General features: G+C 49.2%; 14 protein-coding genes. All 14 read right to left on the minus strand.

What is annotated here, in order from left to right; all coding sequences use genetic code 11:
• Positions 1-63 precede the first annotated feature (63 nt).
• Positions 64-1,275 (minus strand): PDZ domain-containing protein, encoded by a 1,212-nt coding sequence (locus L1N85_RS12170; RefSeq protein WP_235238203.1) that lies wholly within the window; start codon positions 1,273-1,275, stop codon positions 64-66.
• A 32-nt stretch (positions 1,276-1,307) separates the two neighbouring features.
• Positions 1,308-1,478 (minus strand): competence pheromone ComX, encoded by a 171-nt coding sequence (gene comX / locus L1N85_RS12175; protein WP_235238207.1) that lies wholly within the window; start codon positions 1,476-1,478, stop codon positions 1,308-1,310.
• Between the two features lie 128 nt (positions 1,479-1,606).
• A complete protein-coding gene (locus tag L1N85_RS12180; protein ID WP_235238209.1) occupies positions 1,607-2,536 on the minus strand; it encodes a polyprenyl synthetase family protein in 930 nt (309 codons plus the stop codon).
• A 204-nt stretch (positions 2,537-2,740) separates the two neighbouring features.
• Complete coding sequence (locus L1N85_RS12185; protein WP_235238211.1) at positions 2,741-3,490, minus strand: ABC transporter ATP-binding protein; 750 nt, start codon at positions 3,488-3,490, stop codon at positions 2,741-2,743.
• Between the two features lie 537 nt (positions 3,491-4,027).
• Positions 4,028-5,575 carry a 2-isopropylmalate synthase gene (locus tag L1N85_RS12190; protein WP_235238214.1) on the minus strand — a complete coding sequence of 516 codons (1,548 nt, stop codon included), beginning with the start codon at positions 5,573-5,575 and terminating at the stop codon, positions 4,028-4,030.
• Positions 5,576-5,822: 247 nt separating this feature from the next.
• Positions 5,823-5,975 carry a hypothetical protein gene (locus L1N85_RS12195; RefSeq protein WP_235238216.1) on the minus strand — a complete coding sequence of 51 codons (153 nt, stop codon included), beginning with the start codon at positions 5,973-5,975 and terminating at the stop codon, positions 5,823-5,825.
• Positions 5,976-6,478: 503 nt separating this feature from the next.
• Complete coding sequence (tsaD, locus tag L1N85_RS12200; protein WP_407946371.1) at positions 6,479-7,543, minus strand: tRNA (adenosine(37)-N6)-threonylcarbamoyltransferase complex transferase subunit TsaD; 1,065 nt, start codon at positions 7,541-7,543, stop codon at positions 6,479-6,481.
• The gene (gene rimI, locus L1N85_RS12205; protein WP_235238220.1) at positions 7,540-8,028 is read right to left on the minus strand and encodes a ribosomal protein S18-alanine N-acetyltransferase; all 489 of its coding nucleotides are present in this window, start codon (positions 8,026-8,028) and stop codon (positions 7,540-7,542) included. The genes tsaD and rimI overlap by 4 nt, the downstream gene beginning before the upstream one ends.
• The gene (tsaB, locus tag L1N85_RS12210; RefSeq protein ID WP_235238222.1) at positions 8,025-8,843 is read right to left on the minus strand and encodes a tRNA (adenosine(37)-N6)-threonylcarbamoyltransferase complex dimerization subunit type 1 TsaB; all 819 of its coding nucleotides are present in this window, start codon (positions 8,841-8,843) and stop codon (positions 8,025-8,027) included. Before tsaB ends, rimI begins: the two co-directional genes overlap by 4 nt.
• Positions 8,843-9,328 carry a tRNA (adenosine(37)-N6)-threonylcarbamoyltransferase complex ATPase subunit type 1 TsaE gene (tsaE, locus tag L1N85_RS12215; protein ID WP_235238227.1) on the minus strand — a complete coding sequence of 162 codons (486 nt, stop codon included), beginning with the start codon at positions 9,326-9,328 and terminating at the stop codon, positions 8,843-8,845. Before tsaE ends, tsaB begins: the two co-directional genes overlap by 1 nt.
• A gap of 13 nt (positions 9,329-9,341) precedes the next feature.
• Complete coding sequence (gene thiL / locus L1N85_RS12220) at positions 9,342-10,475, minus strand: thiamine-phosphate kinase (protein ID WP_407946373.1); 1,134 nt, start codon at positions 10,473-10,475, stop codon at positions 9,342-9,344.
• Positions 10,476-10,508: 33 nt separating this feature from the next.
• Complete coding sequence (locus L1N85_RS12225) at positions 10,509-11,378, minus strand: YitT family protein (RefSeq protein WP_235238231.1); 870 nt, start codon at positions 11,376-11,378, stop codon at positions 10,509-10,511.
• A gap of 150 nt (positions 11,379-11,528) precedes the next feature.
• A complete protein-coding gene (locus L1N85_RS12230; protein ID WP_235238233.1) occupies positions 11,529-11,882 on the minus strand; it encodes a hypothetical protein in 354 nt (117 codons plus the stop codon).
• A gap of 100 nt (positions 11,883-11,982) precedes the next feature.
• On the minus strand, positions 11,983-13,065 hold the full coding sequence (locus L1N85_RS12235) for an HD-GYP domain-containing protein (protein WP_235238235.1): 1,083 nt from the start codon (positions 13,063-13,065) through the stop codon (positions 11,983-11,985).
• Between the last annotated feature and the right edge of the window lie 9 nt (positions 13,066-13,074).

The raw sequence follows: 13,074 nt of genomic DNA on the forward strand, positions 1-13,074 counted from the left end.
TCAGGTGGAGAACAATCTAGCGATTTGAACTGAATACGATTCCCTTGTCCAAGTTTTATAGATTTACACAACCCATGCTAAACTGCGAATAGCCAACAACGTCATTCCTATGTAAATGACAAAAAATATGCCAAACCATACGGACCATGACGGGCTGTTCTCTCCCAAAATAAAAAATGCCACAAAGGCCGCTACAATAATAGAAGGAAGCAAAGCAAGCGCTGTATAGTATTTGAATCTCGTTAAAATAAAATCAATATCAAACAATTGATTTGAAGTAGATAAATAGAAATAGACGATTGGAAGTACGAATAGAAAGAGAGCAGTGAATGCAGCAGGTAAAATTTGCCTCTCCCCGAAAATTTGAGGCAGAAGGTTCATCGTTGCGAACGGTGTAAATGCGACCAGATGCGAAATCAATGTAATAGTAAACAGCGAATGCAATTTGGTGCGCCTATGCTTGATGAATTTGTGAATCAGCTTATAAACGCATACTAAATTGCCTAAAAGCACAACGCTGCTAAAGGCTATGACAATATAGTTGTACACTTGGATCGAAAATAAATCAGTCCAAATATACAGCAAGCTTACAATTCCTACAGCGCCGTTAATACCAAATAACGTACCTAAGGCTCTCTTGCTTATAAAAAGAACGTTAAACCGTTGTAAATAGCTGTTCATAAAACTCATGAACAATAATGGAATAACAGGAAGCACAACATAAATAACCGTATTTCCAACGGGGTCGCTTCGATAGGAAGCGGCAGAGCTGTAATAGCTTATTCCAATAGATATAAAGAACATGATCAGCATAATAGCAGCTTTATCATTACGGCGCTTCACATACAGAAAACCTGAAAACGCACAAAAAATAACAAGTGAAATGCCTGGGATATACAACTGAATCAGTAGCTCCCAAACCGAATGATCACCTGTCCACCCTTTAGGAAATGCTATTTCTTGCTTAACGTTGTCTTTATGTAATATTAGAACACGATCAGCATACTCAATGGAGTTATATTTAATAACATTTTCAAACTCGCTAACCGGATTCCCGTTTACCTCTAGTATCTGATCGCCTACTCGTATTCCCTTAACCTGCGCTTGTCCTGCAGGCTCTATCGATTTAACGAAATATCTTTCACCGGGCTCCTTGACCAGAATGGCCCCGATCGATGGAATCCTTACAATAACAGCAGTTAGATAGAAGAGTGACGATAGAAAAACTGCTAGGAAGAGGATAGCAAATATGCGATTAATCAATGTTGGTCTCATGCTGCCCTCTTCCCTCCGATATGATATAAATCCTAGCCCCACATGTATGCGTATCCGCTGTTCTTTTCTTTTTTGTTGTTTAGCTCGCCAAGAAGAGCTTTTTGCTCCGCTGCAGAAACACCTGCTAATTGCAGTTGTCCACCCATAGCCATAGACATTTTTTCAGTACTGTTTACCAACTGGCGAATCGTTTCTTTCAACATTTAAAACTCCTCCGTTTCTTAGCTAAAATAGTAGAAATTACTTCCTTTTCTACTATAACAGGAAACGGATCGACAATAAACGCAAAAGTGATTCGTATTTACCGAAAGACCTTTTGCGTGGTTTTATATTATGCAATTTCTTGGTTTAATATTTGCAAAAAACTCGTTTTCCAAGGACTTGCTTCCTGTAAAGAATCTAATAATTCGACAAACCGATTATAGTGCATTCGGCTCATTACGGATCCGTACAAGATCGTCCCTGTCCGTTCACATGTCTCCGCGAAGCGTTCGCGGTTTGATTCTATGTCTTCAATTGATAGACGGCCTTCGAAATAGTCGAGAATCCACCTATCGCCTTCGGCAAGGCTCTCTAGCAAATACATCGTAAGCAATGTATGCTTTCGCTGTAAAAAATCGCTTTTTTCGTCCCAGCGCAGCAAATCGCGAAGATCGTTTCTTAGCTGGGCGGCAGTTCCGATCTCTGCTGCGTAATCAGCTACAATGCTTTGCTGCGGCTGACCCGCAAGAATAACGCCAGTCATACAGGCGAACGTCAACAGCGCTGATGATTTCTGCTTGACCACCTCTAGATAGGATTGCTCGTCCATCGCAAAATTCATGATATCGAGCATTTGCCCATTCGCCGCCTGAAGCAGCTGGGTGTTCATCATTTCTGCAAGCGCTATACGGACTTTATTATCGGTGGTGCATTCCATCATAGCCTGTTGCGACAGCATTAGTAACGATGATGCCACATGAATGGCTGCAGATTGCGGCACCTGCATCCATGGCTTGGCCGGGGCATCCTGATCCTGCAGATCGTCCAAAATGTCGGATGCCAAAATAAATAGTTCGACAGCAGCTGCAGCAGCATAAACTTCATCCCCGCTGCCGCCGAACATTTTGTAATGAATGACGGTAAGCTGTCCAAACTTTATGGACTCCCGCAGCTTATCATCAATAAACATCCCGGTAAAACGCGCAAGCGGTTCTGCTGTAAACCAGCGTGAAACCTGCTCGCGCATTTTTTGACCTATTAGTGGATTACATTTGTTCACGATTCATCCTCCGAATTACCAGCATTACTTTTTAGTATACTATGATTCGATTAAGGATACATAATACCACTGCATTCGCTTATGTTTTTGTGCTTAATCATCTCTTTCTTATCGTTCTCCTTATTCTCCCCCTCGCTCATTTGATTCATTAAAAGTGCAATCATCTCCATTCGTTTCTCTATTATTTTGCTGCGATTGTCTGACTTAATCCCTATACGCTAACACTCCCTTAACATCCATCGCATATTGCATATAGACAGCTTCCATCGTCATACCGCCTCCAGGCAGCTCTGAAATGAGCGTTAATGGTTTACCGCAAATGACAAGTTCTCCTTTGCGCAGTACGCCGATTCGATCACAATTGCGCTGAACCTCCTCCATATCATGGGAGGCTATCACTATCGTTTTCCCTTGTTGTTTTAATTGCCGCAACAGAGCCCAGTAATCTTTTTTGGCTTGGGGATCGAGGCCTGTGGTCGGTTCGTCGAGAATAATAATTTTAGGATCATTCACAAGCGCGATCGCAAGCGCTGTGCGCTGTCTCCAGCCGCCGGATAACCGTTTTACTACTTTATTTGCATAAGGAGCGAGCCCAAACTGATCAATAATACACTCTAAATCGCTTTTACGTTTATAGAAGGCTTGAAACAGCTCCATTGCCTCGCGAACGTTCATTTTGTCGATCAAGGATGTGCTTTGAAGATGGATGCCTATATCTTCCTTCAAGCTGTCTGTTTCGAGCAGCGTATCATGTCCTAACACTTTAATGTTGCCGATATCCGGCATGCGAAGACCCATTAACATTTCGAGTAATGTTGTTTTCCCAGCTGCATTCGTACCGATGATGCCGAAAATTTCTCCTTCCTTTACTTGAAAGGATACTTGATCGATTGCTTTATTCGCACCATAATACTTGCTGATCGAGCTTACCTGAATGATCGTTTGCTTATCCATTCCTTGGTATACCTCCATTCACACTTGAATGTCGCTTGAGCAAATCGTCTAACGGTGAGATTTATGCTATTGGTATGCGCCATGTTTTTACGATAACGCAAACCGGTTCGTTTTTCACCGAAAATCTCATTTGTAATTCACGCAATTTTTTTGCGTGACCGCAACTGGAGCGCAAAATAGAAGCATAGCATTCCGGATAAGCATCCGCTGAAACAAAAACCTTTATCCACAAATATACACAGAGATATCCACATATCTGTATAAATTGTTAGTTAATTCTGTCGATGGAATCGGGAAAAATAAGCGGTAATTTCGCGGTTTTCGTCGATTCCTAGGTCCTTAATCATACAAAAGGAGATTTTATCCCCATAACAAACATTATCCACAGCTTTCTAATGAAAAAAGTATCCCCTTTTTGCTGACATTGTTGAGGTTACGTAAACCCAGTAATATCGTACCTTTTTCCTATTTATCCACAATTCCGCTTGGTATTGTGGATAACTTTGTGCACAACACTAATTTTGGTAAAATAAAAGGTTAATTTCTAACCGCAAGTCTGCTGCCTGTTGTCATTACCGCTTGATTGCAGGCCGCTACATATGCCTGTGCCGCTGCGAGCACAATGTCATTGTGGACAGAGGTGCCGCGGAAGCGCTGCTGTTCATGCACGATACTGACTACCGCTTCCCCATGCGCGTCCTCGCCTGTGGATAAGGAATGCAGCTCCAGATCCTCGAACACGGCAGCAACCGGAATGGCTTGCTGGATCGCATGGATGACGGCTTCGATCGGGCCGGCTCCCATCGCGATATAGGACTGCTCAGTCCCAAAATCGTTTTCACGAATCGTGACGTTTGCCGTACGGGACCGCTGTGTACCCGCATGAACATGCAGATCAACAAGGACGTAAGGGTCCGGCTGCGTTTGCGTCAGCTCACCGGCAATTCGGATCAGTTCGTTGTCTGTGACCATTTTTTGCGCGTCGGCCGTTTCCTTAAATTTGTTATACACATCCTCCATCTGTGTCTCAGTTACTTCGATGCCGTATTCCGAAAGTCGATGCTTAATCGCATGGCGGCCGGAATGTTTACCCAGTATAATCATGCTGCGCGAAATGCCCATCGCTTCCGGATCCATAATTTCGTAGGTATTGCGGTTTTTCAGCAATCCGTCCTGGTGAATGCCCGATTCATGCTGAAACGCATTGCGTCCGACAATCGGCTTATTGTATGCGATCGGGAAATGCATCGCTCGACTGACCATACGAGAGGTTTCATAGATTTCGCCGATCTGTATATTCGTCTGAGCCTGCATCGCATCTTTGCGTGTTTCAATAGCCATAACCAGCTCTTCTAAGGAGCAATTGCCAGCTCTCTCACCGATCCCGTTAACTGTAACTTCGATTTGCGTCGCTCCGGCATGAACGGCCGCCAGACTGTTCGCTACCGCCAGCCCCAGATCATTATGACAATGCGCGCTGTATCTAACCGTTTCTCCGCCTCTTGCTTGCTTACGCACGACACGGAACAGCTCGCCCATTTCATCAGGCATCGCGTAGCCAAGCGTATCGGGAAGGTTAATGATCGTGGCTCCCTCGGCTATAACGGCTTCGACCAGCTGAATGACGAAATCTCTCCCCGATCTTGTGGAGTCCATAGCGGAAAACTCGATTTCATCCACAAATTGTTTACCGTATGCGACCATATCGCGGGCAATCTTAACGACCTCGTCACGCGATTTGCGCAATTGATGATTCAGATGAATATCCGAGGAGGAGATAAAGAGATGAAGCCGTCTGCGGGCTGCATCCTGTGTTGCTTTCACCGCCGCATCGATATCAGCCTTCACGGCGCGGGCGAAGCCTGCAATTTCAACATGCTGAAGCTCGCGCGAAATTTGCTGAACCGCTGCGAATTCACCGGGACTCGATACCGGGAAGCCAGGCTCGATCACATCGATACCCAGTTTTCCAAGCTGCCTTGCAATGATGATTTTACGCTCCGGATCAAGCGAAGCTCCCGGCGATTGCTCGCCATCTCTTAATGTCGTATCGAATATTTGAATTTTTTTCATTTCGTTTGTCATTGTCGAAACCTCCAGTAATGGTTTTGGGTACAAAAAAAAGCGCGTCGTCTCCTTGTAAGAGACGACGCGCCTTGGGCTGCCGTGGTACCACTCTAATTGACCGGACCCTGATGCAGAAGCGGACAGCAACTACCTTCGCAGAAGGCAGCCGCACCGCTTGCCGCGGGTCCGAACCCGCTTGAAAGCCCGATGACGGCGGCTAGCCGTAACGATGTACGCTCGGCCGCCTGCCGGCAAACCGTTTCCATCATTCCGCTCCCAGGCGAGATTCAAACCTCAGCTTCGACTGCGTTGCACCGTCCCGCAGCTCTCTGTACGCTTTCGAGCCATTCGCCTGCCAATCGGCAAGAACCACTCGAAATACGCTTTGCCAGCTTCCTGTTCTACTGCTCCTGATCATAGCGTTTTCACTCTATGTTGTTGACAACAAGAAAAGCCTGTCGTCTCTTTATTCAAGAGACGACAGGCTATAAAAGACCCGCGCGGTACCACCCTTGTTGACACCCTATACGTTCGCAAACGAGCAGGGACGCCCACCTTAAGCATCTGGCCAACTCCGGATGTTAGCTCACATGCACCCTCTTACGGGGGTTAACCGTAACAATGTACGGCTTCGGTACTTCGTCCTTCGACGATTCTCCCGCTGCTTCCACTGTTCCGCTCCCAGGTGAGTTTCAAGCTTCCTTCGACTGCGTTGCACCGACCCGCAGCTCTCTGTACCGCAAGCATGCCTGGATGATACGACCCGTGGCGATGCTGCCGGCAATCCCGGATAATCTCTACTATTCCTGTTCCTTGCGTTTGTCACGTATGAAGTTTGAAGTATTGTTGCTTATTATATGCGTTAGTAAATAGTCTGTCAATTCAATTGGGAATCTTTTTTTGCGAAAGCACAGACAGTCGTTAATAGCTAACCGACCATTGCTCCAATGACAAGCCGGGATCTCCCTTTAGATCGAGGTCGCTGAATTGCTTGCGTTTTAGCTTCAAATGCGCCGCTGCTCCAATCATGGCGGCATTATCCGTACACAGCGAATTCGGCGGAATGAGCAGCGAAACTTCTGCGGATGCGCAGTGATCCGTTAACGCTGCCCGTAAGCCGCGATTCGCTGCAACGCCGCCGCATAGGAGAAGCTGCTTCACCCCATATTGGCGAACCGCGCGCAGCGACTTCGTTACCAGCACCTCGGTAACCGACTCCTGGAAGCCGCGTGCCAATGCAGCTTCGTTAAGCTCCAGCCTCTTCATTCTCGTCTGGTTAATAACGGCCAGCACGGCTGATTTCAATCCGCTGAAGCTAAAATCAAAGCTGTCCGCTTCCAGCCACGCCCGCGGCAAAGAGATTGCTTCCTCCGCCTCTGCCGCAAGCTTATCGATATGCGGCCCGCCAGGGTACGGCAAGCGGAGCGCACGCGCCACTTTGTCATACGCTTCCCCTACGGCATCGTCCCTCGTACGGCCGATTATTTGAAATACGCCTTCGCGTTCAAGCAGCACTAATTCCGTATGGCCGCCGGATACGACAAGCGCCAGGCTTGGATATACGATGTCATGCACGAGCTCATTGGCATAAATATGTCCGGCTATATGATGCGTTCCGATTAAAGGAATTTCGAGCGCCATTGCCATGCTTTTGGCGGCAACAATCCCGACAAGCAAGGCACCTACAAGGCCGGGACCCTGAGTAACGGCAATCGCGGAAATATCCTTTAAGGCCAGCCCTGACTCCTTAACGGCTTGCTCGATAATGAGTGTGATAGATTCCACATGCTTGCGTGAAGCTATTTCCGGCACTACGCCGCCAAAGCGCTCATGAATCTCGATCTGGCTCGAGACTACATTCGATAAAATTTCTTTTCCTCCGCGAATGACGGCCGCAGACGTTTCGTCGCAGCTTGTTTCGATCGCTAAAATAACAGCATTCGAAAACTCGCAGCTTGCTGTATTTTCTAAATGACCCACGCTCATTGCTCCCCTGCCTTCAACTGCTCACGATCAAGCTCCGCCCACATAATAAGCGCATCCTCGTTGTTATCCGAATAGTACCGCGGTCGTATGCCCGATGGCTCAAACCCATGCTTGCGGTAAAGCCGCTGGGCAACCTCGTTCGACATCCGAACCTCCAGCGTCATTTTTTCCGAACCGAAAAATATCGCCGTCCGTTGCAGCTCCAGCAGCAGTCGGTTGCCTAGTCCACGTCCGCGATAATCCGATCGTATCGCAATATTCGTCACATGCGCTTCATCCATAATGACCCACATGCCGCCGTAGCCGATAATTTCCCCTTCGTATTCCATAACCATATACCGCGCAAAAAGATTGTTCATCAACTCGTTAGTGAACGCTTCAACAGTCCAGGGACTTGTAAATGCCTCCTGCTCGATCGCGATAATCTCTGGAATGTCGGCCAAGGACATCGCGCGGTAAACCAATTTATTCACGTCTATTTTCATGCCTTCGCTTCACCCGCTTGCTTCGCCTTCCAAATGACTTCCGCCTCGGTTAGCTGTGTATAATTGGGAACAAAGAGATGGGGATCCTCGATCAGCCCAGCCTCTAACCGCGTACGGCCAAGTGCCGCTACCCATCGCCCCTCTTGAACGAATGGCTGCAGCTTAACGTCTACGCCAGCCGCTTCGCCAAGCTGCTTCAGCCGCTCCGCTTCAGCTTCATGCAAAGTTAAATCGCCAACAAGTGAAATGCTTCGGACGCTGCCTTGCCCGCGAGTATGGAATTGCGCTGCCAGCTGGTCTACCCATACGTTCATAAGGCGAACGCCGTCATCGGCCCATCGCATCCACTCCGCATCGTTCGTCATGGAGAAGGCAGCAGAGTACACTTGGCCTCGTCTGGCATCCATAATAGGCAGCACCCAATGCTCTCCAGCCTTGGCATCCGCCGCACCGACTGCATGTACCAGCCTTTGATGCCATGCACCGCAGGCAAGCGCCTCTAAGCTGGATACGCCAACGAGCGGCTTGTTCCACACCCATGCCAACGTTTTGGCCACTGCAACCGCGATTCGCATACCCGTATAGGAGCCGGGACCATTGCCGACTGCGATCGCCGCAAGCTCATTATCCTTGACTCCGCTGCTTGCAAGCATTTCCTTTATATGCGATACCACATGAACCGAATGGTTTCTCTCGGCTAACGATTGAATTTCCGCTAATACGTCATTGCCGTTTATAATAGCAGCGGCCATGGATGCCGTGGCTGTATCCAGCGCCAATATCGGCCCCGGCTGGTGTTTCTGCTCTACTCTCATCATTCCGCTCCTATCTCGTTTAAAGCTTTGCACCATGCGGCATACCGCTCGCCGATGCCGGTTATCCCGATACGACGCAAATCGCCGCCCAAATGCTCAATATTCAACTCCAGCCGTTCGGTTGGCAGCAGCTCTTTAATCAAGCTTGCCCATTCTACGATCGTCACACCGTCGCCGTAAAAATAATCGTCTAAACCGAGCTCGTCCGCTTCCTCGGACGAGAGACGGTATACATCCATATGGTAAAAGGGAAGCCCTTCCCCTTCGTATTCTTTAATAATTGTGAAAGTCGGACTATTTACAATCCCTTTCACGCCGATTGCTCCGGCAAAGGCTTGCGAGAACCGTGTTTTTCCTGCGCCAAGATCTCCGTCAAGCGCCATCAAATCACCCGGTTTCACCCAAGCGGCCAGCTTCTGCGCCAAAGCAACCGTATCCTGTTCCGTATGCGCCAGCCAAATGGCTTGCTCTACCTGTTGTTGCATGCTGTTCACCCGTTCATGACGAAAAATGATTGTACCCTTGTTTCTTAAGCTCTACTCGGTAATCTTGATGTCCTGCTGCTCTGCCCGCATAGACCAAGTCATTGCGAACAAGCTCGACGCCTGGCGATCCGGCCTCGGTTTTCCCGATAATAAAGAAAGGAATGCCTTCTTTATGAAAAATAGCTCTCGTCTCCTCGGCGGCCCCGGCAGTCATCGTTCCCAGCAGCGCATAATCTTCTCCGCCGTTCAGCATCCACTCCAGAGGATCCATAGAGACTCTCGAAGCATACGCTGCCATGCTGCCGCTCTTCGGCAGCTGTCTCTCCTCAAGCACCAATCGCAACCCGGACGCCTCGGCTATTTCCCAGGCTTCGCTCGCAAGACCGTCGCTTACATCATTTAAGGAGTGGCAGCTTCCCCTTCCTAGCAGCAGCCGACCCGCACGCACGGAGGGGCTTGGCCGCTGATGCGCCTGCAAAAGAGCGGCAACCTGCGCGGTCTCCATGTCGCACCTGGCCGCAATAGCCTCGCACACAGCCTGGTCTTCCTCGGCCGCTTTACACCCAGCCCCGCGCTCCTCCTGCGCCAGCAGCGCGTGCAATCCTGCCGCCGCCATGCCTACGGCGCCGGTCACAAACACCGCATCGCCCGGCATCGCGCCCGAGCGGCGCAGCTCGCGCCCCGCCTCAACGGTTCCCGTCACCGTCACGGCGACAACCAAATGCTGCGGCGACGAGGTCGTGTCGCCTCCAACAACGGCAACCCCATAGCGCTCGGCGCATTCGTACAGCCCATCATACAGCCTCCGCATCCGCTCCGGCTTGTACGAAGGCGGTACGCTGACCGATACGAGCGCATGCAAAGGCACGCCGCCCATCGCGGCAATATCGCTAATGTTGGCGGCAAGCGCCTTATAGCCGACATCCTCGTCCCGCATCGTCGACTGCTTGAAGTGGACGGTCTCCACCATCGTGTCGACCGCCAGCAGCAGCCGCTTCGGCTCCGCTACGCCGTCCGCCGCCGCGGCAGTGTCAACGACAGCGGCGTCGTCGCCTATGCCGATGACAACTCCGCGCTGACGCTGCCAATCCTCCGATTGCCGCTGCGCCGTCCAATGATGAATACGTGCAAACTCGTCCAATGCGATATCTCCTTCAGCTTTTATACGATACTACCATCATTAGTGTATATCCCGTTTCTTAAACCGTCCGCCCTTCACATCGTGAATATTGCCGACGGCAAGAAACGCGACCGGGTCCAGCTCGTGGACGATCGACTTCATCTTCGCTTCCTCGAGCCGCGTAATCACGCAAAAGATTACCTTCTTGCTGCCGCCCGTAAAGCCGCCTTCGCCATGCAAATACGTAACGCCGCGGCCGAGCCGGCTCATGATGGCGGCACCGATCTCCGTCGATTCCTCGCTAATGATCCAGACCGCTTTCGATTCGTCGAAACCTTCAATCGTAACATCGATCATTTTGAAAGCAATATAATACGCAATGAGCGAATACATCGCCCTATCCCAGCTATAGACGAAGCCCGCGCTGCCGAGAATGAACAAATTAAAAAACATGACCGTCTCGCCCACGGAGAACGGAAGCCGCTTATTAAACAAAATAGCGACGATTTCCGTACCGTCGAGCGAGCCGCCGAACCGTATGACCATGCCGACGCCGATCCCCAATATAACCCCGCCGAAGATCGCCGCAAGAAATGGTTCAACCGTCAAGGGATCAACGGGATGCAGCAGAAACGTGCCGACCGACATAACCGTTACGCCGTAAAGCGTCGACATGGCGAAGGTTTTGCCGATTTGCTTGTAACCGAGAACGAGAAAAGGCAGATTTAATATAAATAGAAATAGTCCAAGCGGCAAACCGGTCAAATAGGAGCTGATGATGGATATGCCGACGATACCGCCATCGATTATTTGATTGGGCACCATAAAGATTTCGAGTCCTACCGAGACCAGAGCTGCGCCGAGCGTAATAAACAGTACTCTTCGCAGTACCTCGAGCCTGGAGAGCTTGTGGTGCTGTAATGTACTCATATAAGAACGCACGTCCCCTATTTGATCTATTTGTTAGTATTTTACCTTAAACCCTTTCATATTTAAAGCAAGACTCCCATTATTGCAAAAAGAAACCTTCCCATTTATCGGCATGCTTGACGCCGAAAGGAAGGTTTCTTCGAGCCGCATTCAGCCGATTACCGCGAATGCCTGTACGCCCGCAGGTATCGTTCTCCTGCGGAATATTATGCCGGCATTGTCATACAACACAAGCCTATAGGATACGGTTGTCAGCGTGCCTACTCTGCTGAAAAAGACAACCCCGAAACGGTCGAAGCGCGCGGTTTGCACAAGCCTATTGCCTCTATATAACGCTGCATTAAAGCCTGTCGTATTAAAAGGAACTCCATTGCCCGCCACCCATAATATGGTTAGCACGTTAAAGGTCGGTCCGTTTTGAAGCTTACCGACAATAGTCGTCTTGTTAAACGCCTTGCTCTTGCCCTTTGGACCAAAAAATGGCGGTTTGACCCGGTTAGCCATGTCATCACTCCTTCTCGCATTACATTAAGCTATGCAAGGGAAGGAGGATTGGTATGGTCAAGTACTATCGGCATGTATCTATTTTTTTTATACTGCAACCTTACAGCTCTTTTACGATCGTAATAAACAGCTCATTCTTAAGCTCGATTTCGTAAGGCTCCTTCGGCTGCGTGCCATCCTTCTCCATAATGATGCGCACCCGCGGGCGATGAACCGCCAGCTCGTTATTTTCCGATACGACTCCGACCTGTCCGGTGCTGAGCAGAAGTGAGGTTGATATCGGATAAATCGATATATGCTTGCAGAACAGCTTAATCAAATCCAGATCGAAGAAGGTGCCGCCTGCGGCGAACAAAAATTCGATCGCTTCGCTGGCGGTATACCGTTTCCGGTGCGGCCTCGGCGATGTCAATGCGTCGAACGTATCGGCGATGCCGACAATTTGCGCATACATATGAATGTCGTCGCCTTTAAGGCCCCTCGGATAGCCGGAGCCGTTAAACCTTTCATGATGCTGCAGCGCGCAGTGTGCGGAGACGATCGATATATCGTGATATTTACGTAAAATATCAAATCCTTCCTTGGCATGGCTTTGTACGATCATTTGTTCTTCTTTCGTAAAACCTCCTGTATGCGAGAGCAGCTTCGGGGAAATTTTGGTCATGCCGATATCGAATAGCAGCGCGCCGATTCCGAGCTCCTCGAGCTGATTGCGGTTAAAGCCCTTTGCGATTCCCATAATGCCCGCGAGCACCGCAACGTTAAATGAATGTTGAAACAAATAAGCATCCTTAGCATGAATGCTCGTTAAGTTGACAAGCATATTCGGTCTTGCAGCCAAATCCTGCATGATTTGTCCGAAAATCGCCCGGAAGTTGCGCCCCATGTCAGGCGCGATCGTTCTCCCTTTCGTAACGGGCTGATCTTTGAAGGAGCTCATCGTTTTGAAAATCATATCGACCGCTTGCTTGCGCGTTTCCTCACGGATGGTGTCCTCGGGAATCAGATCCGCCGTCAAACCATCTTCGACGAATAAGAAATCGATTCCAAAATTGCGCAATCGCTCGATATAACGATCGTTTAGCTCAACACCCTCTCCAAGAAGGACATTCCCGTTTTCCTGAAAGATGGGCTTGGCTATTTTGTCTCCCGGCTTGACCTGATCAATTTGCACTTTTCTCATTTGATTTCG

This window comes from Paenibacillus alkaliterrae, from assembly GCF_021532375.1.
Classification (GTDB): Bacteria; Bacillota; Bacilli; order Paenibacillales; family Paenibacillaceae; genus Pristimantibacillus; species Pristimantibacillus alkaliterrae.

What these genes read in the sequence shown, in the direction of transcription:
- L1N85_RS12170 (WP_235238203.1), bottom strand. Translation starts at nt 1,275, where the DNA reads ATGAGACCAACATTGATTAATCGCATATTTGCTATCCTCTTCCTAGCA.
- comX (WP_235238207.1), bottom strand. Translation starts at nt 1,478, where the DNA reads ATGTTGAAAGAAACGATTCGCCAGTTGGTAAACAGTACTGAAAAAATG.
- L1N85_RS12185 (WP_235238211.1), bottom strand. Translation starts at nt 3,490, where the DNA reads ATGGATAAGCAAACGATCATTCAGGTAAGCTCGATCAGCAAGTATTAT.
- L1N85_RS12190 (WP_235238214.1), bottom strand. Translation starts at nt 5,575, where the DNA reads ATGACAAACGAAATGAAAAAAATTCAAATATTCGATACGACATTAAGA.
- L1N85_RS12195 (WP_235238216.1), bottom strand. Translation starts at nt 5,975, where the DNA reads ATGATCAGGAGCAGTAGAACAGGAAGCTGGCAAAGCGTATTTCGAGTG.
- tsaD (WP_407946371.1), bottom strand. Translation starts at nt 7,543, where the DNA reads ATGAGCGTGGGTCATTTAGAAAATACAGCAAGCTGCGAGTTTTCGAAT.
- rimI (WP_235238220.1), bottom strand. Translation starts at nt 8,028, where the DNA reads ATGAAAATAGACGTGAATAAATTGGTTTACCGCGCGATGTCCTTGGCC.
- tsaB (WP_235238222.1), bottom strand. Translation starts at nt 8,843, where the DNA reads ATGAGAGTAGAGCAGAAACACCAGCCGGGGCCGATATTGGCGCTGGAT.
- tsaE (WP_235238227.1), bottom strand. Translation starts at nt 9,328, where the DNA reads ATGCAACAACAGGTAGAGCAAGCCATTTGGCTGGCGCATACGGAACAG.
- L1N85_RS12225 (WP_235238231.1), bottom strand. Translation starts at nt 11,378, where the DNA reads ATGAGTACATTACAGCACCACAAGCTCTCCAGGCTCGAGGTACTGCGA.
- L1N85_RS12230 (WP_235238233.1), bottom strand. Translation starts at nt 11,882, where the DNA reads ATGGCTAACCGGGTCAAACCGCCATTTTTTGGTCCAAAGGGCAAGAGC.
- L1N85_RS12235 (WP_235238235.1), bottom strand. Translation starts at nt 13,065, where the DNA reads ATGAGAAAAGTGCAAATTGATCAGGTCAAGCCGGGAGACAAAATAGCC.